The sequence below is a fragment of the Rhizobium sp. 768_B6_N1_8 genome (assembly GCF_051811225.1).
In the GTDB taxonomy this organism is placed as follows: Bacteria; Pseudomonadota; Alphaproteobacteria; order Rhizobiales; family Rhizobiaceae; genus Rhizobium.
Genome location: NZ_JBPWPV010000001.1, coordinates 2,029,011 through 2,054,253, shown reverse-complemented (window position 1 = coordinate 2,054,253; position 25,243 = coordinate 2,029,011). Strand labels below are relative to the sequence as shown.

18 protein-coding genes are annotated in these 25,243 nt (G+C 59.1%); 6 read left to right on the top strand and 12 right to left on the bottom strand.

What is annotated here, in order from left to right; genetic code table 11:
* Positions 1-230: 230 nt before the first annotated feature.
* From AB8B33_RS10495 to AB8B33_RS10485, 3 genes are all read right to left on the bottom strand, one after another.
* Entirely contained in the window at positions 231-2,021 is a 1,791-nt protein-coding gene (locus AB8B33_RS10495) for a glycoside hydrolase family 15 protein (protein WP_439015314.1), read from the bottom strand.
* Between the two features lie 66 nt (positions 2,022-2,087).
* A complete protein-coding gene (locus tag AB8B33_RS10490; protein ID WP_439015313.1) occupies positions 2,088-3,929 on the bottom strand; it encodes a TPR end-of-group domain-containing protein in 1,842 nt (613 codons plus the stop codon).
* A 162-nt stretch (positions 3,930-4,091) separates the two neighbouring features.
* Positions 4,092-4,292 carry a hypothetical protein gene (locus AB8B33_RS10485; protein ID WP_113323600.1) on the bottom strand — a complete coding sequence of 67 codons (201 nt, stop codon included), beginning with the start codon at positions 4,290-4,292 and terminating at the stop codon, positions 4,092-4,094.
* Between the two features lie 790 nt (positions 4,293-5,082).
* Between AB8B33_RS10485 and AB8B33_RS10480 the strand changes: the two genes are divergently transcribed.
* Complete coding sequence (locus AB8B33_RS10480; protein ID WP_310387994.1) at positions 5,083-6,120, top strand: MBL fold metallo-hydrolase; 1,038 nt, start codon at positions 5,083-5,085, stop codon at positions 6,118-6,120.
* A gap of 104 nt (positions 6,121-6,224) precedes the next feature.
* Here AB8B33_RS10480 and AB8B33_RS10475 read toward each other — a convergent pair whose 3' ends face one another.
* Positions 6,225-10,262, bottom strand: a complete 4,038-nt coding sequence (locus AB8B33_RS10475) for an NACHT domain-containing protein (RefSeq protein ID WP_439015312.1) — start codon at positions 10,260-10,262, stop codon at positions 6,225-6,227.
* 241 nt (positions 10,263-10,503) lie between these two features.
* Here AB8B33_RS10475 and AB8B33_RS10470 point away from each other — a divergent pair, with 241 nt between their 5' ends.
* The 3 genes from AB8B33_RS10470 (at position 10,504) to AB8B33_RS10460 (ending at position 12,860) form a co-directional block, all read left to right on the top strand.
* Positions 10,504-11,403, top strand: a complete 900-nt coding sequence (locus AB8B33_RS10470) for a helix-turn-helix domain-containing protein (RefSeq protein ID WP_439015311.1) — start codon at positions 10,504-10,506, stop codon at positions 11,401-11,403.
* A 182-nt stretch (positions 11,404-11,585) separates the two neighbouring features.
* Positions 11,586-12,332: an SDR family oxidoreductase gene (locus tag AB8B33_RS10465; protein WP_439015310.1), complete on the top strand. Its 747-nt coding sequence runs from the start codon at positions 11,586-11,588 to the stop codon at positions 12,330-12,332.
* 150 nt (positions 12,333-12,482) lie between these two features.
* Entirely contained in the window at positions 12,483-12,860 is a 378-nt protein-coding gene (locus AB8B33_RS10460; RefSeq protein ID WP_439015309.1) for a hypothetical protein, read from the top strand.
* Between the two features lie 48 nt (positions 12,861-12,908).
* Here AB8B33_RS10460 and AB8B33_RS10455 read toward each other — a convergent pair whose 3' ends face one another.
* The 7 genes from AB8B33_RS10455 to AB8B33_RS10425 form a co-directional block, all read right to left on the bottom strand.
* Complete coding sequence (locus AB8B33_RS10455) at positions 12,909-13,706, bottom strand: methyltransferase domain-containing protein (protein WP_439015308.1); 798 nt, start codon at positions 13,704-13,706, stop codon at positions 12,909-12,911.
* 131 nt (positions 13,707-13,837) lie between these two features.
* Positions 13,838-15,037 (bottom strand): hypothetical protein, encoded by a 1,200-nt coding sequence (locus AB8B33_RS10450; RefSeq protein WP_439015307.1) that lies wholly within the window; start codon positions 15,035-15,037, stop codon positions 13,838-13,840.
* A gap of 445 nt (positions 15,038-15,482) precedes the next feature.
* On the bottom strand, positions 15,483-18,641 hold the full coding sequence (locus AB8B33_RS10445) for a multidrug efflux RND transporter permease subunit (RefSeq protein ID WP_439015306.1): 3,159 nt from the start codon (positions 18,639-18,641) through the stop codon (positions 15,483-15,485).
* A 4-nt stretch (positions 18,642-18,645) separates the two neighbouring features.
* Positions 18,646-19,839 carry an efflux RND transporter periplasmic adaptor subunit gene (locus AB8B33_RS10440; RefSeq protein ID WP_439015305.1) on the bottom strand — a complete coding sequence of 398 codons (1,194 nt, stop codon included), beginning with the start codon at positions 19,837-19,839 and terminating at the stop codon, positions 18,646-18,648.
* A 136-nt stretch (positions 19,840-19,975) separates the two neighbouring features.
* Positions 19,976-20,545, bottom strand: coding sequence for a TetR/AcrR family transcriptional regulator (locus AB8B33_RS10435; protein WP_439015304.1), 570 nt, complete (start codon positions 20,543-20,545; stop codon positions 19,976-19,978).
* A gap of 141 nt (positions 20,546-20,686) precedes the next feature.
* Positions 20,687-21,454 carry an adenylate/guanylate cyclase domain-containing protein gene (locus AB8B33_RS10430; RefSeq protein ID WP_310387970.1) on the bottom strand — a complete coding sequence of 256 codons (768 nt, stop codon included), beginning with the start codon at positions 21,452-21,454 and terminating at the stop codon, positions 20,687-20,689.
* 74 nt (positions 21,455-21,528) lie between these two features.
* On the bottom strand, positions 21,529-22,446 hold the full coding sequence (locus AB8B33_RS10425; RefSeq protein WP_439015303.1) for a LysR substrate-binding domain-containing protein: 918 nt from the start codon (positions 22,444-22,446) through the stop codon (positions 21,529-21,531).
* A 111-nt stretch (positions 22,447-22,557) separates the two neighbouring features.
* Here AB8B33_RS10425 and AB8B33_RS10420 point away from each other — a divergent pair, with 111 nt between their 5' ends.
* Positions 22,558-23,433 carry an NmrA/HSCARG family protein gene (locus tag AB8B33_RS10420; protein ID WP_439015302.1) on the top strand — a complete coding sequence of 292 codons (876 nt, stop codon included), beginning with the start codon at positions 22,558-22,560 and terminating at the stop codon, positions 23,431-23,433.
* A 58-nt stretch (positions 23,434-23,491) separates the two neighbouring features.
* Here AB8B33_RS10420 and AB8B33_RS10415 read toward each other — a convergent pair whose 3' ends face one another.
* The gene (locus AB8B33_RS10415; RefSeq protein WP_439015301.1) at positions 23,492-24,229 is read right to left on the bottom strand and encodes an SDR family oxidoreductase; all 738 of its coding nucleotides are present in this window, start codon (positions 24,227-24,229) and stop codon (positions 23,492-23,494) included.
* Positions 24,230-24,325: 96 nt separating this feature from the next.
* On the opposite strand from AB8B33_RS10415, the gene AB8B33_RS10410 reads away from it, so the two are divergent.
* Positions 24,326-25,228, top strand: a complete 903-nt coding sequence (locus AB8B33_RS10410; RefSeq protein ID WP_439017225.1) for an AraC family transcriptional regulator — start codon at positions 24,326-24,328, stop codon at positions 25,226-25,228.
* Positions 25,229-25,243 lie beyond the last annotated feature (15 nt).

Genomic DNA, 25,243 nt, shown 5'->3' with positions numbered 1-25,243 from the left:
TCCAGCAGCCGCGTGTCCACGCGGCGGAGGAATCTTACGACCCTCAGGCTTTTGAAAATGCCCGATGCCGGACACGTTTTCAAAGAGTCCTCTCGGCTTGCAGACGCAAGCCGGCTGGATTCCTGTGACAAGCACAGGAATGAGGGAGAGGAGGAACCGCCGCCGCCCAACTCACCCATTACGCTAGCCGTCCTTCCGCTGCTCTTCCACCAACCAGGCCCGCACACCCATCACGCCGACCGCTGATCCGCCGGCCCTTCCGCCCGCGCCAGGTTCAGGGCGCTATTGATCAACCCGATATGGCTGAACGCCTGCGGAAAATTCCCCAGCATTCGCTTCGCAGCGGGATCATATTCCTCCGCCAGCAACCCGACATCATTGCAGATATCAAGCAGCCGTTCGAACAGCTTCAGCGCATCGTCGCGCCGCCCGATCATGTTGAGGGCGTCGACGAGCCAGAAGCTGCAGGCGAGGAAGGCGCCTTCGCCTGGCGGCAGGCCGTCATCCACTTCCTGTGTCTCGTAGCGCAGCAGCAGGCCATCGCGCAGCAGCTTGCGCTCCACCGCCTCGACGGTCGCGACATAGCGCGGATCGTCAGGCGCAATGAAGCCGACCATGCCGAGATGCAGCAGGCTGGCATCCATCGCCCTGGAGCCGTATGCCTGGGTAAAGCAGCCGAGCTCGGCATTGAACGCCTTTTCGCAGACCTCGGCATGGATGCGATCGGCGAGCGCGCGCCAGCGGGCGGCGCGTTCGGGCTCGCCGTCGGCCTCGGCAATCTGGACGGCGCGGTCGAAGGCCACCCAGGCCATGACCTTGGAATAGGTGAAATGCTGGCGCTGGCCGCGCACCTCCCATATGCCCTCATCGGGCTCGACCCAGACCTTTTTCAGAAAGGGCAGAATGGCCTTGGCCAGTTCGCGCTCGCGCGGATGCGACGGCAGGCCGCCCTTGCGGGCCTGCAGCATGGCATCCGCCACCTCGCCATAGACATCGAGCTGCACCTGTTCGGCGGCGGCGTTGCCGATGCGCACCGGCGCCGAGCCCTCGTAGCCCTGCAGCCAGGGCACCTGCCATTCCAGCAGGTTGCGCTCGCCGGCGACGCCATACATGATCTGCATCTGTGCCGGCGCGCCAGCGACGGCCCGCAGCAGCCAGCGGCGCCAGGCTTGAGCCTCTTCGTAATAGCCGAGCTTCATCAGGGCGAGCAGGGTCAGCGTCGCGTCGCGCAGCCAGCAATAGCGGTAGTCCCAGTTGCGCGGGCCGCCGATCTTTTCGGGCAGGGAGGTCGTGGCGGCCGCGACGATGCCGCCTGTCGGCATGTAGGTCAGCGCCTTCAGCGTGATGAGGGAACGCTTCACCTGATCCGTCCACTTGCCAACCTTGGGGCATTTCGCGGCAAAGGATAACCAGAATTCCTCCGTGTCCGGCAGTGCATATTCCAGCTGCCGCTGGGCCGGCGGCGGCAGATGCGAGGGGGACCAGGTGAGCGTGAAGATCTGCTGCTCGCCAGCCGCGACCTGGAAGGAGCCGACCGTGCTCAACCCGCGGCCTTCGAGCGGCACGGCGCAGTTCAGCGTCAGCCTATCGGGCCCGGCAATGGCAGTGATGCCGCCGTCTTCGCCATGCGTGACCCAGGGAACGGTTCGCCCGTAATCGAAGCGAAGATTGAGCTCCATATCGAAGGCGACAGTGCCGCTCTTGCCCTCGACGATGCGCATCAGATCGCTCGCTCCATCGCGCAGCGGCATGAAGTCGGTGAGAAGGGCGGTGCCGGTCTCGGTCTGAAACTCTGTTTCGAGAATGAGCGTGTCTTCGCGGTAGCGGCGCGAGACGCGGTATTTACCGCCCGAGGGCGAGAGCGACCAGAAACCATTATCCTGAGTGCCGAGCAGGGCGGCGAAGCAGGCGGGAGAGTCGAAACGCGGAAAGCACAACCAGTCGATCGAGCCGTTTCTGGACACGAGTGCCGCGGTCTCGCAATCTCCGATAAGGGCGTAATCCTCGATAGGTGCCGTCACCATAGCCTCCTGCGCATATCAGCTGGGCTTTAGGTAGCGCTCGTATGCAGAGGTCAACTGCGTTGATCAGCCGCTCGCCATCACGGCCTCAACCAGCCGCTTGTACCGCGGGTGATCGCGGATCGGGTCGAGGTCCGGATCGCTGCTCCACCAATAGCGATGCGCGGAGGCGCGGGGGATGACTTTTTCCAAGAGATCGAGCGCCGCTTCATGGTCTCCCATGTTCAGATAGGCGCAGGCGATGTTGTACATGGCGTTGAGATCATCGGGGTCGATGGCGAGCGTGCGCGCCGCCCATTCCCTGGCGCGCTCGCGCTCGCCGAGATAGGCCAGCACCAGTGCTCCCAGCTGGGCCGGACTCGAATTCTCCGGATGCAGGCTGAGCTCGCGTTCGGCCCGCTCCAGGCCCAGCCGGCCGGCCCGCTTCATGTCGGCGTCGCGGCCAAGCTTGAGATAGACGCAGGCCAGCAGGGCGGCGGAACGATAGTCGTCGAACCGCAGCTGGGTGGCCCGTTCGAACAGGAGGGCGGCCCTTTCGAAATCGCCATTTTCGAAGAAGAAGCGCGCGAAGAAATAGTTTGCCTCATGCAGATCGGGATCGAGCTTCAGGGCAAGCTCGAATTCGGCGGCGGCCTGTTCGCGCTGTCCGCCATATTGGAGGGCGAGGCCGCGCGAGGCGTGTGCGTCGGCGAGCTCGGGATCGAGTTCCAGCGCCCTGGCGCTCGTCGCGAGAATGCCTGCTATCGAGATATCGGCATATTGCCAGGAGCGGAGAACGGAATCGCAGAGCGCGATGCCGGCATAGGCGCGCGCATATTCTGGGTCGATCTCGGCTGCCTTCGCGAACATGCGCCGCGCCAAAAGCATGTAGGATCTTGAGCACATGTGCAGGAATTGCCGGCCCCGGAGGTAATAGGTGTAAGCCTCGACATCTTCCGTCGGCGCGGTGTTGATCGCCGCTTTCTCGCCCGGTAGCAGCCTGACCTTCAGCTGTTCGATAATAGCGTGGGCGATCTCGTCCTGTATGGCGAAGATATCGGTCAGTTCGCGGTCGTAGCGCTCCGCCCAGAGATGGCTGCCATCCCTGCCGTCGACAAGCTGGCCGGTGATGCGGACGCGGGCGCCGGCCTTGCGCACGCTGCCTTCCAGCAGGAAGGCGACGCCGAGTTCGTGGGCCACCTGCTCGATCTTCACAGCCCGGCCCTTATAGGTGAAGCTCGTATTGCGGGCGACGACATGCAGGTCGGAGATTTTCGCGAGGTCGGTGATAATGTCTTCGGTGATGCCGTCGGAGAAATATTCCTGCTCCGGGTCGCCGCTCATGTTGCTGAAGGGCAGGACGGCGATCGATATTTTCTTCGGTGCTCGCGGCTCGGTGCGGAAAGACATGCCCTGATCGAAATTCACGCGGTAGCAGGCGATTGGTTCGGCGATATTCTTGACCCGCTGCTCGCCCATCGGCTCGAAGGCAAAGGCGAGCTTGCCGGAAACCTCCTTCGAAACCTTGCCCGACACGCAGATGCCGCCGGGCTCGGCAAGAGCCTGCAGGCGGGCGGCGATGTTCACGCCCTCGCCATAACGATCCTCACCCTCGACGATCACCTCGCCGAGATTGATGCCAATTCGGATTTTCAGTGGGGTGCTTTCCGAAGCGCCGGCATTGCGCCTGACCATGCCGCGCTGCAGGGCGGCGGCGCATTCCACCGCATCGACGACGCTGCCGAATTCGGCCAGCAATCCATCGCCCATCAGCTTGAAAATGCGGCCATTATGTTTGCGGATTTCCGGCTCCAGCAGCTCTTTGTGATCCGCCCTCAGCCGCTGGAACGTGCCGGCCTCATCCTGCTCCATCAGCGCCGAATAACCGGCGACATCGGCGGCGAGAATAGCGGCGAGCTTGCGTTCCATGCCGGTCCCCTCGATGAGCATGCTCTCGAGCGGAGTGTAGCATAGGCGCGAAAGGCAGTCTGCCCGCTGCAGATATCGTGGGCAGCCCCGAACATGACGAAAGAGCCGCTGGCAGCTAGAGGGCCGCACGGCGCACACCCTCCGCAATGCGCGTCTCCTGACCTACAGCAACAGGCGCTCCAGACTCCCCTGGTCCTTCACCCCATGCTGATAGAAATGCAGGATCTGGATGGCCAGTTCCTCGCGCTCGTCATTGCTGGCGATATGCCTTGCCATGCAGATATGCTCAAAGACGCGCTGGCAAAGAGCGACGTCCTCTTCCTGCATCGGCGTCTGGCTCGCCGACATTTTATCTCTGATCATAGACATTCCCTCAAACGTCCCCCGGGAACGTTCTAGGGCGCAGATTGTGTTCTTCAATAAACAAGGAGATCACGTCATCGTGCAGCCCCCGGTCCGTCCTGGGGATTTCTTCAATGCCTGTTCACGATGTTACGCACGTAATAGCAACATATCGGCGCTTGCGGTATGGAAGGAGAAGGGAGGCCCGATTTAGAGCTGTGGGCAACCCTTCTCCACTGGGTTTGCAGCATCCAGCGTGGAGCATTGTAGGCTGGAATAATGGAACCGCAATTTCACTTTTTAAATCTCGGGGAAATTATTTCAGCTATTGCTTAATAAATGCCCGGCGGTACTTTCCGCCGGGCATTTACGCAATCTTTGCACAGTAAAAACGGCGATTTGTGTGACTTTTTGACTGCTCAAACCGCAATGCGCGTCCACGATTCGTATATCTGACCCGCGCACCGAGGCGATTATCGCCAGCTCCGTTTCCAACGATGCGGCAAAGCCGCTCTATTCGCAGGGCCGGCGGGGGCCGAAGCCTATATCCGCACCGTGCCGCAGCCTATCTGACTTGAAAGGCAGCGACCTGACCTAAAAGGCAGGGACCTGACCTGAGAGGCAGGGACTTACGTAAGGGAAAGGCTACATCGCCTTACGGCAGCTACTAATATTAGGCGAGGGGCGGGCCATGCGGTTCGTCCCTGTCGCTCCTTCCGCTTTCTCCGGCGCAATATTATGATCTGCTGATAGGTCCGATGCAGTTCGCAGCCCAGGTCCGGGACGACCAAGCCAGCAACGGAGTGGACAGATGATTTTCCGACAGCTTTTCGACAGTGTTTCCGGCACCTACACCTATCTCATCGCCTCCAGGCGCGGCGGCGAGGCGCTGATCATCGATCCCGTGCTGGAAAAAGTGGACCGCTACATGCAGCTCATTCGCGAGCTGGACCTGAAGCTGGTCAAGGCGGTGGATACGCACCTGCATGCCGACCACATTACCGGGCTCGGCGCGCTGCGCGACCAGACGCATTGCATCACTGTGATGGGCGAGCAGACCAAGGCGGACGTCGTGGCCATGCGGGTTTCCGAAGGCGACCGCGTCGGCATCGAGGGCCTCAGCCTCGACGTGCTCTATACGCCCGGCCATACGGACGATTCCTATTCCTACCTGATGGGCGACCGCATCTTCACCGGCGACACGCTGCTCATCCGCGGCACCGGCCGCACCGATTTCCAGAACGGTGATCCCCGCGCCCAGTATGACTCGATCTTCAACAAGCTGCTCCGCCTGCCGGAGGAAACGCTGCTCTTCCCGGCCCATGACTACAAGGGCGACACGGTTTCCACCATCGGCGAGGAAAAACGCTTCAACCCGCGCCTGCAGGTGAAATCGGTCGAGGAATATGCCGAGCTGATGAACAACCTGCACCTGCCCAACCCCAAGATGATGGACGTCGCCGTCCCCGCCAACATCCACATCGGCCTCCACCAGGACGAAATCGCCCGCAAGGGCTGGGCGGTATCTGCCAAGGATGCGCTTGTTCTCCGCGGCCGCCCGGATGTCGTTATCGTCGACCTGCGCGAGAGGAGCGAGCGGGAGCGGCATGGGGTGATCCCGGGCGCGCTGCATGCGCCCTATGCGGATCTGCAGGAGAACCTGTCAGCCGGCGGGATGCTGCATGAGCTGGCGGTGGCGACGGGCAAGAGGGTGGTGTTTTACTGCGCGTTTGGGGAGAGGTCGGCGATGGCCGTGCAGGCGGCGCAGGATGCCGGCGTGGGGAGTGCGTGTCATATTGAGGGTGGGATTGATGCCTGGAAGAAGGCTGGGGGTGCGGTGGGGGAGTGAGGCGCCACTCAACGGATTGGCCGGTCCGAATTCCCGAGAGTTTGTGGCATCCAAAGATCATACCGAGTAGACGCCAGAGCTAGAGTGATGCGTAAGGCTGTCTATTAGTGCGAAACATCTCCCTGTCTCGGGGCCACTGGAGCCCGCTTTGAGACATCAAAGACAATGACATCAATTCTTGATTGCTCTCCTTCTCCCAAGCCTTCAAAGAGTATTGTCTGGAGTTCAGACGGGCTCGTTGGAAGGGGCTTTCCGTCTGGCCTGCGCGTTAAGTTTTTATCTTTGACATTTCCGAACCAGAAGACGAGATAAACGCCACGTCCACTTGTGCGCCAGTCTCGAGCATATTTCTCATCCAATTGAGTTTTGGATGCGTTCCACAGCTCTGGATGCCACTGCCCTTTAATCTCAATTGGCAATCCTTGTCCGAGTATAGTTGCGTAAATATCAACGCGATTCTGGTCTGGCATAGGAAGCTCTGGAAACAACTCGACCGCGCCAGAAAGACGAGGGCGCAGTAAATCAAGTAGCCGGTCACGGCAGGTATTCTCGACTTTGGGCCGATTTATCTCCCAGAATATTTCCCATCCTCTGGTGTCAGCGTTTACGACGTATTGCTGTAGATCAGCTAGATGATCTAAAATTACGGCTTGCAAGTCACTTACGCTTGAGGGTTCGGCGTTCGAAAGAATTTTCGCGATGGCTTGGATCGTGGGTGGTATGTATTCTTGATCCCTTCGGTTTCTCCGTTGGTTTGAAATGACGTGCTTTACCTGGTGTGCATAGTTGGTGTGGCCAATTGACAAGGATAATCGTTCAAGCGCTTCCGTGCCTGCCGCTGTACGATCTGAGCCAAGAGCGTTGATGCAATATAAAATAAAATCACTTGCATCCCATGGGTTCTGAGCTCCTCCCCAACCGCTCGCTGGATACCCGACAGATGGCCATAGCGGAGCAAAGCACTCGATAATTACCTCGTAACGGTCAATAGGAAGTACCAAAGGTACCCCCTCGGTTCTGTCCGGCAAGACGATATGTTTAATTGGCCAGATCATATCTTTTGAGAGAGCACCACTTTCAAGTCTAGCCGGAGTGATGAAGGGAGAAATACAGAATTCTGTGGCCATCCAGAGCTGCTGACAATCCTTATCTAGCAAATCTAGCCGCTCAGTACGTTCACGAGCTAGCGCTACCAACTCAGTTTTGTCATTCCTATGAAGTAAAAACTGAAGCAATTCCAATTGATCGCTATGCGATGCTTGTGGGAAATCCTTCAGCCACTTAATCGCAAGCCTGGGTGAAAACGTCAAAAATCGTTGGTCTCGCAAAAAGCGATATAGTCCTGAGATATTTGGTTTCCCATTCTCGAACTGGGTCTCGATTACGGTTGTGACAAAATTTTCCGCACGTTGAGCATCTTCAAACACAACGTTCTCCAACGCCTTTTCAATCTCTTCGCCGAGCTTCGACGCGTGAAATTCTGGCATATCCCACCAGATGCCTAAAACGGCATCCACAACGCTATCTGGGATGCCGTCAAGGGGTTGCGCGGTTCTTATTCTCTCGGTGACGCCCGCTAGCATAACAGGCTCGATCGTCCAGTGCTTGTTTTCGTGGCGAATCGACCAAATACTGCCTAAATCAGGAAGATCCTCTCGGTGTAATGCAGCATCAAATCCTTGTGCCGCGCTTCGCGCGATTTCTTCGCCAACCCACTCCTTGAGCCTGGTAATGGGGTCTGCGTTGTTATCAAGATCGGAATATCGGTTGAGATAGGCGTTTGCCAAAGAAACTAAGGCGCCGATGTGTTGACCGCTGGATATCTTCTCTAAATCTTTTGCAAATTCGGCGCGGTGCCGCCGAAAATCTGCTTGCCGTTCCGTTTCGTGTTCTTCCCGACGTTTGTTCTCCTCAGCTTCATAGTCGCGAGGCGGCGGCCTCGTGATTTCCTCGTATAACGCAGCAAGCTCCGGATGCTTCTCAGTGCCTGCAGCTACTATATGCCCCAATGCTTCGTCATGCCGATGTGCCCGTCCCGTAGCTCGGACTAAGTCGCCCCAAAGTGTTATCTGGTGATCATCAAGGACTGCTGACTGCATAATTTCGCTTAGGAAAAATATAGCGTCTTCATGTGTTATATTGAGGCCCGGAAGTGCACGCGGCAATTCATGCACGATGGCCATCCATGGGCCGCCGTCTATCGAAGTGTCGTAAAGCGCTACGCGCTGTACCTCACGCCGAAGGTCATTGTTTTCCTGGAGATACGCTTTGATGCGATCAAGCGCGTCTTCAGGGATGCTACGCTGGCTCTCAATGTGCGAAATCCAGGACCAAAAACGCTCCGCAGCAATTGAAGGCCCATCGAGTGCGGAAGCCAAAAGCCGCAACACGGCTGAGGTCAGGCTTCGCCCCGGATGCCAATGTTGGCCTGTCCTCTTCGACGCAATCTTTACTGCAATTATGTCAAGAACTTCCTGACTCAAATCAGAAGGAGTTCGCTTGATCAATATGCAATCTACACCAGCGACTCGTGCTTCGCGGCGCTCGGATTCGTTCATTCCATTCAAGTTTACTACAGTACTCGCAATAATATCCGCAGAGAACGCGGTTGGTCCTATGGACGATACCGCTTCGGCGGCTAAGCGACTACTGTCGGACTTACCCTGAGCAAGTAAGATTTTAATTAAGCCTTGCCAGTCAATATTGACATCAGACTTTGCTAGAGCTTCTGCCGCTGCGCTGCGCTCCACAAAAGGGGCTTTGGAATCTTGGATCGACCCAAGCAGCTCAGGCACAATGTCATTGGTCAAGGACGACCCGGACAGAGATGTAAGAATGAGTGCTGAGAGTTGCACATGCCGCTGTGGGCTGCTGATCAGACCGACAATTTCGGGTTTTAGCTCAGTCCTTGCTAATCCTGCTATGGACCGAACGCCCCAATCTTCGCTTCGAAAATAGGGATCATCCTCAGCTAGTTTTGTCAGAGCCTTTAGCAGATGGCGAGCACTTTGCGCACCGAGACTTGCTGTATCCCCGTATCGAAGGAAACCATAGGGATCGGTATCAATGCATCGCTCACGAACCTTTGGTGAAAAATAGCCGAGCCACGCGTGAAGACCTCTTAGCGCTGATGGTATTCCTCCATTCACTTCGATCAATCGAAAAAGTCGACGCTCAGAGAGCTTGGAATCGAGTTTCTGGCTAAGCCATTGTGCAGCAAGGTACTCGGCAATAACCCTGTGAACTGGAACTAACTGATCTTCAGTTTCAGATCTAAATAGGCGCGTTTTGATAGCCGTCTCGACGTCGTTGCCCGAATTTAGATGGTTTAATTCAGCCGTAGGCACAAAACCTTCAGGAGTTCTCCTGCGGCTGCCGGTAGCAACCCCAACTGCTCCTGCCAAAAGCAAATGTGAAAATATACCACCTGCGATCTCTAGGATTTTTTCCGTGGAAAGCTGCGCTTGACGCGACAGATCATGCGCTGGGTTTTCCTCGTCAGTAAGCAACTCTGTTGCGCGCCGCAACAGCTCAGTTTTTGTCGTAGGAAGGCCATCATCCTTAAGCCAGACTTCGGCTATTAGCCGCAATGTCAGCGGATTTCCAACGAGATCGTCGAGGCTTTGCGATCGAATTGCATTCAATAGTTGATCGGCTGCTATTTTAGCATCAAAACCAATGAGAAATGCGGTTGCTTGCTCATGGCTGAATGGCTGTATGTGCACTGAAACGGGCGTGACCCCATAGTCTTGCCGGAACTTTTGCCGATTACTAGCGCCGGTCCAGTCAGCTGCGCGGCAGGAAATGATAACGTTCGGATTTTTGAGCTTGCTCAGTGACGTGAGAATGCGGTCAAGCGATGGCTCTGCATTTGAGGTTGGAACTTCGTCTAGCCCGTCAATGATAAGCGGAGCACCAGTCATCACGTGATAAACGGAAGGGTCAGCAGACCTGTAGAATGTGCCGGCAGCAACTCGCTTCGCGCCAAGCGTAGTCTCAAGCTGTTTTGTTAGTTCGGTTTTGCCAATGCCAGGCTCTCCAAGAAGAACGACAACGCGTCCCATCGAGCCAATATCGCCTTCCTCAACGATCCTCTCTTCCTTTGTTCCTTTCGCGACTATTAGAGTTCGTGGGATGTACATCTTCCGAATATCCGATTTCCATGGTCGTCAGATCGACGTGCTGCGATCATTAGTTGCCGATGAAGAGATGGCGCAACGATGTTGGATGTATTCATTGCACTTATCCACCGGTAGTAGTGCTTGTGAGGCCAAAACATGCATGCAAAGCTTATCAACGTTGCTGAACCTACCGCCAGTTACACACACAGGTTTGACCGCCTCTGGTAATCCTTCAGAACACCATACGAAACGCCAAAACCCCATGCCCGAAAAATCCACCCCCGAAGCCCTGAGCCAGCGTATCCACGCCCGCCTTCTCGCCCGGAGCCACGGCCCGGCATGGAGCACGATCTCCGTCCATCTGCTCTCCCACCAGCCGCTGGAAACCAACCTCCTTGTCCCCGCCGTCGCAGAGCCGCTCGTGGTCTGGATCGTCTCCGGCTCCGCGCGCATCGAGGAGCGCGATATCGGCGGGGAGTGGATGTCGGTGGAGGTTTCGGCGGGGGATTTTTATCTGACGCAGAGTGAGACGCCCTATGAGTTGCGGTGGGAGACGAGCGAGGGCGAGCCGCTTTGCGTCATGCATCTCTATCTCGGGCTGCCGATCTACCAGCAGGCTATATCTGAGGTTTTTGGCGCCGATGGCGGCGAGGGGTTTCGGCTGGCGGATGTTTCGGGGGAGCGGGACGAGGCGATTTCGGGGCTGATGGGGATGATCCTGAAAGAGTTGACTGACGCGGCCGCGCCCAGCGAAATGGTCGTGCAGGGCATTGCGCAGGCGCTCGCCGTCCATCTCGTGCGGCAATACGGAACGCGGGATAGCACCTTGCCCGCCCGGCGCGGGGCGCTGCCGGCCTTCAAGCTGCAGAAGGTGGTGCGGATGATGGAGGCGGGGCTCCATCAGGCCTTCAATCTCGAAAGCCTCGCTGCCGAGGCCGAACTCAGCGCCTTTCATTTTTCCCGCGTCTTCAAGCAATCGACCGGCTCGTCGCCCTCGGATTATTTCATTCAGCTGAAGATGGCCGAGGCGCGCCGGCTGCTGCGGGAGACGGATGAGAGCATTATTCAGATCGCGCTCGACCTCGGCTATTCCAGTCCCAGCCATTTCGCGCAGGTGTTCCGGCGGGTGGTCGGTGTCAGCCCGCGTGATTACCGCGGGTAGCGCTTTTGTCCTGCGCATTTCCGGGCGCAAAACCGCTGCGCACTTTTGCTGAAATTGCTCTTGTTCGCAGCAAATCCCCGATAGTTGCAGCAAGTGGCCGAGCGAAAGCGGGCGTCGGATTTTCTAGTTTGTTCCCATCGCAACCGACCGTCTGAACGACGGCAACGAAAGGGAATGAAACAATGTCAATCCAGGGAAAAGTCGCTCTCATCACAGGTGCATCCAGCGGTATCGGCGCTGCCACGGTGCTGAAGCTTGCCGCCAATGGCGCGAAGGTCGGCCTTGCCGCACGCCGCGCCGATCGGCTGACGCAACTGGTCTCCGAGATCGAGAAAGCCGGCGGTCAGGCCATCGCACTGGAGATGGATGTCGTCGACAACGCCTCCGTCACTGCGGGTGTTGCAAAGCTCGTCGAGGCATTCGGCACGGTCGATATCCTCTTCAACAATGCCGGCCTCATGCCGCTTTCCGATATCGACATGCTGAAGACGGATGAGTGGCACCGGATGGTGGACGTCAATATCAAGGGCGTGCTCAACACGACCGCCGCCGTGCTGCCGCACATGATCGGCCGGAAATCCGGCCATATCGTCAATACCTCGTCGATTGCCGGCCGCAAGGTCTTTGCGGGCCTGTCGGTCTATTGCGCGACGAAACATGCGATCACGGCGCTGTCTGACGGCATGCGCATCGAGCTTTCGAAGAAGCACAATATCCGGGTGACCTGCGTGCAGCCGGGTGCTGTCGAGACCGAGCTCTACGACCAGATCTCGGACCCGGCGGCGCGCCAGCAGATGGATGATCTGAAGACGCAAATGGAGTTTCTGAAGGCCGAGGACATTGCCGAGACGGTGCTGTTTGCGCTGCAGTCGCCGCGGCATATGGATATTGCCGAGGTGTTTGTGATGCCGACGCAGCAGGCTTGGTGAGGTTCAACCGTATTCCGAACCCTCTCACAAAGTCGATGTCGCGGGTGTGCGGCATCGGCTGTGGATGGCCGTGTATTGCGGATATTATTCTCGTAATATTTGTAGGAAATATTGTACGCCTTTACTCTACCTTCTGGGAGATTGAACTGAATGAGGACGACTCTACTTCTCTGTGCCGCCGCGATAACACTGGCCGGCTGCCAGACTCCGGCACCACAATCTGTTTTGGATTCGCAGCGTCCTCCGCCCAACTCGGTTAAACGCGAGTATGTGGACGCCCTGCGCGGAACCATCAAACCGGGGATTTTCGAGAAGGCCGAGATTTCGAGCGTGGTACTGCTCGATCCTGAAAAGCAGATCTACGCTTATTGCACGCGGACGGCGGAACGTGCCTACCCGAACTGGTCTTATTTCGACCTTACGTTAAAACAGAACATGATCATGGGTGTCTCCAAGAATGACTACCGCTGCCGCGACAAGCGGCTACGTTACTATGATTTTCCTGAACTGCGGAACATGACATACTGACGGAGCCGGGTTCAGCCACCAATACGGGCAGGCGGCGCTAAGCTCTTCTTACGCGCTGCCTCGCACCGCCCAGGCCACGCTCTCGAACCCGCGCGGCCCATCCTCTGACCTGTCATCGAGATAGGCTGCCTTCAGCGCCTCCCGCAGCCGCTCGCGTCTTGCCTCCGGCAATGCCTCGAAGAAGGCCGAAAACCGTCCCTGTCCATAGACTTTCGGCAGGTAGAAATCGTCGAAATCGGCGTAGTTCATCGTGATCGTCAGCCTTGTCTCGGTGACATCGGCAAAGCCTGCGCTTTCAAACAGCGCCCGCAATTCACCCTCTGCCGTCATCGGCCGCGGGCCTGATGGAATGCCGTTGCCTTCGGCTTCGGGTTCGACGGCGCGGATCGTGTTCCAGAAGAGGCGCCAGCTCGGCATGCCGTCATGGGACCAGACGGCGGCGGCAGCGGTGGCGCCCGGCTTGAGGACGCGGCGCATTTCGGTGATGGCCTTGTCGGCGTCCGAGACGAAATGCAGGACGAGCAGGGAATAGACGGCGTCGAAGCTCTTGTCGTCATAGGGCAGGGCGCAGACGTCGCCCTGGTGGGCCGATATCCTTGAATCATCCGTCCGGGCGCTGAGGGCGTCGACGAAATTTTGCTCGAAATCGATGGCTTCGATGGTGGTCAGTTCGGGATGGGTTGCGAGTTCAAGCGTCAGGCTGCCGGTGCCGCAGCCGGCGTCGAGCACGCGACCATGCGAGGGCACGCCGGCGAAGGTGAGGAAAGGGTCTGCGAGCTTGCGGCTCCAGCGGCCCATGCTGGCTTCATAGGCGTCTGCGCCCTTGGCGATGAAGGTGGATGGCATCGGCTTCCCCGGTTGCTGTGGTCTTGGGCGGTGAGGGTTGAGCGCAGATATAGCACATTGGAGGCGGGGGCATGTATTGATGGGGCGAGCCTGAGAGATGGCGCACTGGCATGATTTTGTTCGCGACTACCCTAATGAAACAATTTTATATATGTAAATATAAGTGCAACAATCGTTAGTATCGTTCCGACAGAAAACTGCACCAATTTTCTCTCGCCAAAGTCTTTCAACAACCAATTCCTCTGAGGCCTCGTCGCTAACTGCACTTTGGTTGCGTAATCCAAGCTTTCGTAGTCCGATGGAGGCAATTGAACGTAGTACTTTTCTCGGAATTTAATGTCGTCAACATGCACGTCTTCCAGGACCGAAACTGTCCGTTCAAGGGAAAATTCCTCTGCCAGAATCCTCCAGGTTTTGGATCCCGTAACTGTTTGCGGAAGGTTTGCTTTTTCGCTCAAGAATGGTAACGAAAGAAAAAGTAAGAAAATCGCCTTCTCTCTATTGTTTGACCGAATTTCTTGGTATTTTTCAGTAAATTTTTGCAGCGCAAGAGCATATTCCAAGAATCTAAATCGAAGCCTGTGCACTCTTCGTAAGTCACGAGATAAATCATTGCTTTTTTTAGGGAATGCAGTCAAAACTCCTTGCTTGCTAACAAGAGAGAAGCCAGATTTGGCGTATTTTAGATCGAGCTCTTTATTGTTGCTCATCACCTTTTCGGTAAGTTCATTATTAGAATTTCTAAAGTGTTTGTTGTTTATTAAAAGACCTACTAGTTCATGTTGATGTTGCTGCTTCCACTTCTCGAAATCTTTTTCGTCGATATCCACGGGCAGCATCATTGCTGCTCTGGCGGAATATGAATTACCTGTGGGATAATTAGCTAGCTGACCACATGATATAATCCCAATTAGCCAATCCACCACTGAAGAGGCTAAAGGGTGTCCGTCTAGATTGCGGTCGCGAAAGTAGTCGTCCACAGAAGAGCCAAGCGCCTCCAATAGACTAACTTCGATGCAGAGAGTGCCAGGTCGGTAGTGTCTAACCGTAAAGTTATAATGCAGCGGTGTAGCCTCACTGCTTTCTCTCAGCGAAAGTTGCGAGTTCCTACCTTCCGCAAGGCCAAGGCCTTCCTTATTAATTCTACGGACTACTTCCTGCCAAACTTCGATTTTGGGTTTGATGACCCAAGGTCGGTACGAACGATCGGAGGTGATGCCCATAGTCTTCAAGAAACCGGGATTAGTCTCCACTGAAATCAGATCGCTTTGAAGAAGTCTTTCTTCAAGAGTTGGTCCGAGCCAAGCAATCACAACCCAAGAGTGTTCCATTGTATGCCTCACGTGGGTGTGGGCGACGGGCATCGAACCCGCTGCGAAAGCATAGCCTCCGCTCCTACCCCTAGGCGCCCCCACAAGGTCTTGGTCAGTGTGGTTGTCGTAGTGAAATCTAGATGACTAGGCAACAAGCTAGGCCATAAGTTCTCTTCTCGTCGCAGGGGCTTTCAGATTTTTCAACAAAAATTCTGAGCATTTCATCGGATTTTAGAAGGTCACGTTTCTCCCAATAATCTGTCTATCAGTAGCTGCAGGTTAGAACGACGAAGGGGGAACATATCGCGCCTTTATCCGTCGGTTGCTCGAAAAATTATGAGACTTCACTCGCAGAAGCCGAGGAGGTTTCATACCTGGGGCCGGTGTTTATAACTGCTCCAGTTTGTCCTCGCCAAAAGACTCCCGGGCTCCTTTCGAAGCCCGGGAGGCATTCGCGCAGCGGTCAGGAGTGGATGGCCGATGCGGTTGGCGGGGTTTCTGTGGCAGGCGTCGTTTCCTCCTCGATGACCGGGCGCCTCGTGCGCATCAGCTTCAGCACGAAGACGAAGAAGGCCGGAACGAAGAAGATGGCGAGCACGGTGGCTGATATCATGCCGCCGAGCACACCGGTGCCGATGGCGTTCTGGCTGGCGGCGCTCGGGCCGGTGGCGATCGCCAGCGGCACGACGCCGAGGGTGAAGGCGAGCGAGGTCATGATGATCGGGCGGAAGCGGACGCGGGCGGCTTCTATCGCCGAATCCAGCAGCGACTTGCCTTCGGCGTAATAATCCTTGGCGAATTCGACGATCAGGATGGCGTTCTTGGCCGAGAGGCCGATGATGGCGATGAGGCCCACCTTGAAATAGATGTCGTTGGGCATATCGCGCAGCATCACCGCCGCGACCGAGCCGATGACGCCGAGCGGCACGACCAGCATGACCGCAAGCGGGATCGACCAGCTTTCGTAGAGGCCTGCCAGAAGCAGGAAGACGAAAAGGATCGACAGGCTGAAGAGGATCGGGGCCTGGCTGCCGGAGGTGATTTCCTCCGCCGACTGGCCGGACCATTCGAAGCCGAAGCCCTCGGGAAGCTGCGAAGCGAGACGTTCCATTTCGGCGATCGCCGCACCCGAGGATTGGCCGGGGGCCGGCGCGCCGGAGATGCGCACGGTCGGATAGCCGTTATAGCCGACGATCTGCGGTGCGCCCTTCTGCCATTGGGCAATGGCGAAGGAGGAGAGCGGCACCATGCCGCCGCTCGCATTGCGCACGTTGATCTTCATCACGTCGTCGATCTGCAGGCGGGCGCGATCATCCGCCTGGACGATGACGCGCTGCATGCGGCCGGTATTCGGATAGTCGTTGATATAGGACGAGCCGAGATTGGCGGTGATCGCGTTGTTGATATCCGCAAAGGAGATGCCGAAGGTGTTGGCCTTTTCGCGGTCGATCACCATCAGCACCTGGGCGGCATCCGGCATGCCTTCCACGCGCATGCCCGTCAGAACCGGGCTTTTGCCCGCCATCTGCATCAGCTGTCCGGCCGCTTCGGAGAGGGCGACCTGGCCCTTGCCGCCGCGGTCCTGCAGGCGGAAGGAGAAGCCGCCGGTGGCGCCGAAGCCTTCGATCGGCGGCGGCGACAGCGCGAAGGTGGTAGCGTCCTTGAGCGCAAAGAGCTGGCCGTTCACGCGATTGGCGATTTCCTGCACGGTGTTGCCGGGGCCGCGGTCCGCCCAGTCCTTCAGGGTGACGAAGGCCAGCGCCGCATTGGCGCCGTTGCCCGAGAAGGAGAAGCCCTGGATCGCCACGATGTTCTCGACGGCGGATTCGGAGCGGAAGATCTTTTCCACCTGCTTGATGGATTCGATCGTGCGGTTGGCGCTCGCTTCCGGCGGGCCCTGGATATCGACGATCATGAAGCCCTGGTCTTCATCCGGGACGAAGGCCGTCGGCAGGTTGATGAAGAGGTAGCCGAGGCCGATGACGAGGGCGAGGTAGACGATCATCATGCGCCCGGCGCGGCGCGCCATGCCGGTGACCGTCTTCGAGTACCCTGACGTGATGCGCTCGAAATTGCGGTTGAACCAGCCGCCGATGCCGCGCTTGTGGTGATGGCCCTGCTTGATGGGCTTCAGGAAGGTAGCGCAGAGCGCCGGTGTGAGCGACAACGCCAGGAAGGCCGAAAACAGGATCGAGACGACCATGGTCAGCGAGAACTGGCGGTAGATGATACCTGTTGATCCCGGGAAGAAGGCCATGGGAATGAAGACGCAGGAGAGGACCAGCGTGATGCCGAGGATGGCGCCGGTGATCTGGCTCATCGCCTTCTGCGCGGCCGCCTTTGGCGAGAGCCCTTCCTCGGCCATGATGCGCTCGACATTTTCGACGACGACGATCGCGTCATCGACGAGAATGCCAATCGCCAAGACCATCGCGAACATGGTGAGCACGTTGATGGAAAAGCCGGTCGCATACATGACCGCGCAGGTTCCAAGCAGCGCCACCGGCACGACGAGGGTCGGGATGACCGTGTAGCGGAAATTCTGCAGGAAGATGAACATCACCACGAAGACGAGGGCGACGGCCTCGACCAGCGTGTGGATGACCTTTTCGATCGAGGCCGAGACGAAGGGGCTGGTATCGTAGGGAACGGAATATTCGATGCCTGAGGGGAAGAAGCGCGAGAGCTCCTTCATCTTCTCGTTGACCGCATTGGAGACGGCGACGGCATTGCCGGTCGACGAGAGCTGGATGGCGATGGCCGCACTCGGCTGGCCGTTCAGGCGGCTGGTGAAATTGTAGGATTCCGCACCCTGTTCGACGCGGGCGACATCTTTCAGGCGCACGGTGGAGCCATCGGGATTGGCGCGCAGGATGATCTCGCCGAATTGCTGAGGCGTCTGCAATTGCCCCTGCATGAGCACTGTTGCCGTCAGGTCCTGGGTGACCGGGTTCGGCGCGGCGCCGATCTGGCCGGCGGCCACCTGGGCATTCTGGGCGGTGATGGCGGCGTTGATGTCGTCCGTGGTCAGGTTCAGGCCGACCATCTTGTCCGGGTCGATCCAGACACGCAGTGCCCGCTGGGCAGCAAAGAGCTGGGCGCGGCCGACACCATCGATGCGGCGCAACTCGCCGATGATGTTGCGGGTGATGTAATCGCCGAGCGCCACTTCATCACGCGTGCCATCGGTGGAGGTCAGCGCGATGAACATCAGGAAGCCGGAGCTTGCCTCTTCGACGTTGATGCCCTGCGAACGCACGGTGGCGGGCAGGCGGGCTTCGACGCGGCGAATGGCGTTCTGAACGTCGACCGAGGCCTGGTCGATATCGGTGCCTGCGCGGAATGTGGCGTTGATGCTGACCGAGCCGGAATTGTCCGAGGTCGATTCGAAATACATCAGTCCTTCGACGCCGTTCAGCTCATCTTCGATCTGGCGCGTGACGCCCTGATAGATTTCCTGTGGGGAAGCGCCCGGATAGGAGGTTGAGATCGAAAGCTGCGGCGGCGCGACCTTCGGATATTGCGAGACCGGCAGGAAGGGGATCGCGATGATGCCGGCAATCGAAATGAACAGCGCGAAGACCCAGGCCAGGATCGGCCTGCGAATGAAGAATTGTGCCATGGGGTTACTCCGCCTTTGCCGGGGCGGGCGCCGAAGCATCCGCTGCCGCGTCCGGCTTCCAGGGTTCGGGCGCGACCGTTGCGCCGGGCTGCACTTTCTGCACGCCATCGGCGATGACGGTTTCGCCTGCCTTCAGGCCGGATTCCACGACCCACTCGGAGCCGAGAACCTGGCCGAGCGTGACAGGGCGAAGCTCCGCCTTGTTGCCTTCGGCGAGCACATAGACCTGCGCCTGACCGGCTTCGTTTCGGGTCACCGCGCGCTGCGGCACGGTCAGCGCATCCTGGCGCACGGCCTGTTCGATGCGCACGCGCACATACATGCCGGGCAGGAGATCGCCGTTCTTGTTGGGGAATTCGGCGCGCAGCGTCACCTGTCCGGTGTTGGGGTCGACATTGGCGCTGGCAAAGAGCAGCCGGCCGGGCTCGGCATAGAGGCTGCCATCGTCGAAGACGAGCTCGACGCGGGCTTCGCCGGGTGCGGTGCTCGCCAGCTTGCCGTCGGCCACGGCCCGCTTGAGGTTCAGGAGATCCTGGGCGGACTGGGTGAAGTCGGCATAAACAGGGTCGACCTGTTGGATGAGCGCCAGATTGGAGGTGCCGTCGGCGGTCACGAGCGCGCCCTCGGTCACCAGCGCGCCGCCGATAATGCCTGAAATCGGCGCGCGGACGTCGGTGTAGTCGAGATTGATCTTGGCTTCATCGAGGCCGGCTTCGGCACTTGCCACATCGGCATCGGCCTGGGCGACGGCGACGGCTGCCGTATCGTAATCGATGCCGGTCGCGATATTGCGCTCCTTCAAGTTCTGCTGGCGCTCCAGCTGCAGGCGGGCATTCTGCTGTGTCGCCTTGGCGCGCTGCAATGTGGCTTCGGCGCTTGCGACCCTGACCCGGAAGAGGCGCGGATCGATGCGGTACAGCACGTCGCCCTGCTTGACGAAGGTGCCCTGTTCGAAGACGCGCTCCTGCAGGATGCCGGAGACGCGGGCGCGCACTTCCGAAACGCGGGTGGCGGCAATGCGGCCCGGCAGTTCGTTGACCACGGGCACGGCATGGCTCTTCATCTCGACCACGCCGACGGCCGCCGGCGGCATCTGCATTCCGCCCTCTCGAGCGAATGTGTGCCCTGCTGTCAGTACGAGAAGGGTCGTGGCTGCCATCATCGCTTTCAGGCGCGGCAGTCTGGTATTGCGCAACATCGAACGTATCCCTTTTTGGCCGCCCCGGCGGCTTGCTAGGTTATTACTTTGGTTTCTTCATTTTCACGCAATTCCGGACGGAAAACCGTTTCACACTTTTCCTGGAATTGCTTAAGTTATTGTGGTTTCGAGTTTTTCAAGTCTTCGTTTCAGGCGGCTCGAGGAAGGTCGTGTAGACCTTGCGGATATCCTCGAGCAGCTCCTGCCGTTCCGCACCGCTCCAGCGGTGGAAATCGAAGAGTTCGGTACAGTAAAAGCCGGTCAGCGCCAGATAGGCCATCAGGGCTGCCCGCGGCTTCGGCCCGGCGGCCATCGCCGCCAGATCGGTCACCACCCATTTGCGGATGATCTGCTGCAGATTTTCCTCGCTCGACATGGAGGCGCTGATCGCCATCGCCACGGCGCGGTCGGTATCATCAAGCGTCTTGTCGGCAGCCGCGATACGGCCGTAAAGCTCCGGGTGAGGGGTATCCGAACTCGCCTTCACGCATTCTTCCATATGGGCGATATCGGCGCCGACACGGCGATCGACCAGCGCTTCCAGAAGGGCGCTCTTGGTCTTGTGGTCATAGACGACACGCGACTTGCTGACGCCTGCCTCCTTGGCCACCGCATCGATCGAAAGCCCGGTCGCACCGGCGCGCACGACGACGCGCTCGGCAGCATCCAGAATATCGTCAGTGGTGATCTTGCGCGTTCGCGTCACGAATAGGGTTCCCGGTCTTCGCGGATAAAAATACGAACGTTCGGATTTAAATGCAAGCGCTTTTGTTTTTATGGAATGACAGGGCGGCGAAAGGGGCTGGAGCCACAGCGCTGAAAAGCCTGGGAAATATGGGGTTTCGGCTCAATCCACCCGCAATACCCGCGCCTCCACAGGCTGCTCTATGCCCTTCAGCGACAGTGACCGTGCTTCCGTGCCGCCCATCAGTTCGGGCGCTTGCAGCGTCGTCTCCAGCGACACGAGGATTTCGCCCGGTGCGGCCTGTGATTCCAGCCTTGCAGCCTGGTTGACCACGCCGCCGATTGCGGTGAAATCGCTGCGGAAGCTGGAGAATTCGCCGATCTGCACATCGCCCGTGTGAATGCCGACGCCGATGCCGAGGGTGTAGCCGGTGTCGAGCTCGGCGAGCGCTTCCGTGCAGGAGCGCTGGATCTCCAGCGCGGCCCTGATGGCGGCTGCGGCATGGTCCTTGCGGGTGATCGGGAAGTTGAAGATCGCCATCAGCCCGTCGCCCATCTGCTTGTTGACGATGCCGTCATTTTCCCAGATCGCCTGTGCGGCGCGATCATGAAACAGGCTGACGATGCGGCTGAGGTCGATGGCGCCGATGCGCTGCGAAAGGCCGGTGTAACCTCTGATATCGGCAAAGAGGATGGTGGCGCCTGCAGTGATGTGGCGCTGCTTCTTCACATATTGGAAGGAGCGCTCGCAGATCGTGCAGATATCGGGGTTCATCTTGCTGCGCGTAATGCCAAACGCGCGGAAGGGCAGCGAAAGCGGGCCGCGGATCGGGATCGGCATATGCATCTGGTCCCAGCAGCCGCGGCAGATGCTCGCGCTGCCGGATTTTGGCGGATGCCCTGATATGGCTGATATCGTCATGTGCCGCATTCCCCCAATCACAGAAAACGAGCTTCTGCCTATCGGGCGGCTTTGGCAACCATTCAGGCTGAAGCGCGCTCCCCCTATGCGCTATCTGGTAGGACGTTTCGCGCATCGGCCGCATGCAGCCGCTTTTCCGCGAGCGCGATGAAGGCGCGCACCAGCGGCGAGAGGTGCTTGCTGCTGGGATAAACGACGTACAGGCCGCCCGATGCCGTCGTGTAGTCGTCGAGCACGCGCTGCAGCCGCCCGTCTGCGATACAGGCGAAGGCGACGCCATAAGGCAGCTGCGCGACGCCATAGCCGGCAATGGCCGCCTCCATCACTGCCTGCATTTCATTGGCGGCGAAGCGTCCTGATACTGAGACCGTTTCCGGTCCAGCCAAGCCTTCCAGCACCCATTGCGCATGGGCGGCCGATGGTCCGGCGATGACGCAGTCATGGTTTGCGAGATCATCAGGCGTGGAGGGTCGGCCTGCGCGGGCAAGATAGGCGGGGCTGGCGCAGAGCAGGCGATAGGTCGGGCCGAGCTTGCGGGCGATCAGGGTGGAATCCTCCAGCGATCCGGTGCGGAAGGCGAGGTCTATGCCGTTGTCGACGAGGTTCAGCCGCTCGTCGGTCAGCCGCAGCTCGACCTTGGCCTTCGGATAGGTCGCCATGAATTCGAAAGTCGCCTCCTGCAGGAAATGGCCGCTGAAGCCGACGGGAGCTGATATGCGGATCGTGCCAGAGGGCTCGGCCTGCGCTTCGGCAAGCCTGCTATTGGCGCCTTCGATCTTCCTGAGTGCCTCGCTTGCCTCCTCATAATAGAGCCGCCCGGCCTCGGTCATGCCGAGGCTGCGGGTCGTGCGCTGCAGGAGGCGCACGCCGAGGTCGCGCTCGAGGGCCGCAACCCGGCGGCTGACCGTCGTCTTGGGCATGCCGAGCAGCCGCGCGGCTGCGGTGAAGCTGCCGGTTTCGATGACGCGGGAGAAGATCACGATATCGTTGAGATCGATCATTGTTGCTCTCAATGGGACGATGTTTGGCATTTTTAGGCCATTATGAACCAATGCAGCAATCCTAAATCTGCTCCATCAGCAACTGCCATCGGCAAAAGAAGGAGCAGAGACATGAGCAACAGCAGAAGCATTCTCGTATCGGGCGCAACCGGCCAGCAGGGCGGCGCCGTCGCCCGCGCGCTCGCCGCACGCGGCCATCACGTCAAGGGGCTGACGCGCCGGCCGGACGGCGACAGCGCCAAGCGGCTTGCCGTATCCGGCATCGAGGTTGTCGTAGGCGATCTCGACGACAAGGCGTCGATCGTCAAGGCTGCCAGGGGCGTCGATACGATGTACCTGATGGGCAACAGCTATGAGGCCGGCGTCGAGGCGGAAACCCGCCAGGGCATTGCGGCTGCCGATGCGGCGAGAGAGGCCGGTATCGGCCATCTCATCTACGGCTCGGTCGGAGATGCTGACAGGAAGACGGGCATTCCGCATTTCGACAGCAAGTATCTGGTCGAACAGCATATCGGCGGGCTCGGCATTCCCTATACGATCAGCGCGCCCGTCGCCTTCATGGAAAATACCGTGGCTCCCTGGGCGATCGGCGGCCTGAAACAGGGCGTCTATGCCGCGGCCCTGCCGCCGGCCCGCAAGCTGCAGCAGATCGCCATCGACGATATCGGCCATTTCGTCGCCGCCCTTGCGGAACGGCGCGAGCAAGTCTTCGGCAAGCGTTTCGATATTGCCGGCGACGAACTCTCGGGCGAGGAGCAGGCGAAGATTCTCACCGAGGCGCTCGGCCGGCCGATCCGTTTCCAGGAGTTGCCGATTGCGGCCATGCGCCAGCAGAGCGAGGATGCGGCGCTGATGTTCGAATGGTTCGACCGTACCGGCTATTCCGCCGATATCGCCGCCCTGCGCCGCGATTTCCCCGATGTCGCCTGGCACAGCTATGCCGACTGGGCAAAGGGTTTTGACTGGAGTGTTCTCGACAAGGCCTGATGAACGGCCGCATTGGGCAAAGCGGACCGGCGATCGGCTGGTCCGCTTCATGCCGTGTTCACGCCTGCGCGGTCGGCCGGATGACGATATCGCTGACATCGACATCGTCAGGCTGTTCGATCGCAAAGGCGATGGCGCGGCCGATTGCATCCGGCGTGATCGCCATTTCCTCCATGCTTTTCGTGATGCCGGCTTTCACGGCCGGGCTGGTCATGGAGTCGGCGAAATTGGTTCTGATGATGCCCGGCGATACATTGGTGACGCGCAGATGCGGGCCGGCCTCCTGCCGCAGGCCCTCGGCAATGGTGCGCATGGCATTCTTGGTGCCGGCATAGACGGCCATGGTCGGCTTGATGGTGATGCCGGCGGTCGAGAGCGTGTTGACGACATGGCCGAAACCCTGGCGGCGGAAGACGGGCAGGGCGGCGGCAATGCCATAGAGCGGCCCCTTGATATTGACGTCGATCATCTCCTCCCAATCCTCGACGCGCAATTCATCCATCGGCGAAATCGGTCCGATGCCGGCATTGTTGATCAGCACATCGAGTTTTCCATAGGTGTCGCAGGCAAGCGCCACGAGCGCTTCGAGATCCGCGCGCTTCTTGACGTCGGTGACGCGGTAGATGGCCTCGCCGCCGGCCTTGGTGATGCGCTGAGCCAACGCCTCCAACTTCTCGCTGCGCCGGGCGCCGAGCGTGATCCTGGCGCCGCGCTCGGCTAGGATGAGGGCGGTCGCTTCGCCGATGCCGCTGCTGGCGCCGGTAATGGCAATGACCTTGTCCTTGATCGGTGACATCGTCTCTCTCCTTGATGGTGACCTCAAGGATTGCAGCGGTTGGCTGGAGAATCTATGCTCTATGCTCTGTCATTTCGTCGAGATCGTCCGGAATTCATGATCGATCCCCTGTCCGATGTGTTTTCGCTTGTTGATATCGAGAGCGCCCGCTGCACGCGTTTCGAGGTGGGCGGGCAATGGGCCTTCCGCTTTCCGCCGAAGCCGGCGCTGAAATTCGTCGCGGTCATCAGAGGCGGCTGCTGGATCATCCTGCCGGGCGAGCCGCCCTTTACGCTTGAAGCGGGCGATACGTTCCTGCTTGCCAATGCGCCCGCCTATGTGATCGCCAATGATCTGGCGAGCGAGCCGGAAGACGGTATCGCCTTCTTCGATTGGGACCATTCCAATATTGCCCGGCATGGCGGCGACGAGACGGTGCTGATCGGTGGCAGTCTCGTCATATCCGGCGGCAATGCGCAACTTCTGCTCGATGCGCTGCCGCCCTTCATCCATATACCGGCAAGCGACCGCGCTGCTGCCGTTCTGCACGCTACACTTGCGACCCTTAACGACGAACTCGGAGCCGGCGAAATGGGCTCGACGCTTATGACACGGCGGATGGGCGATATCCTGCTCGTGCAGGCGCTGCGCGCCCATGTCGCCCGTGCCGGCGCAGACAATGCCGGCTGGATCGGCGCGCTCGGCAATCCCGGCATTGGCAAGGCGATCAGCCTGATCCACAACGAGCCTGGCTATCGCTGGACGGTGGGTGAGCTCGCAAGCCGCACCGGCATGTCGCGCTCCGCCTTTGCGCAGCGGTTCCGCGATCTGGTCGGCGTTGCGCCGCTCGATTACGTCACCCGCTGGCGCATGCATCGCGCCCGCGAGGCGCTGCGCCGCAAGGAGGCGACGGTGGCAGGCCTTGCCGCCAGCCTCGGCTATTCCTCCGAAAGCGCCTTCGGCAATGCCTTCAAGCGCGTCTTCGGCCGTGCGCCGAAACGCTACTGGCGAGACGCCTGATCGAGCCGGGAAGAG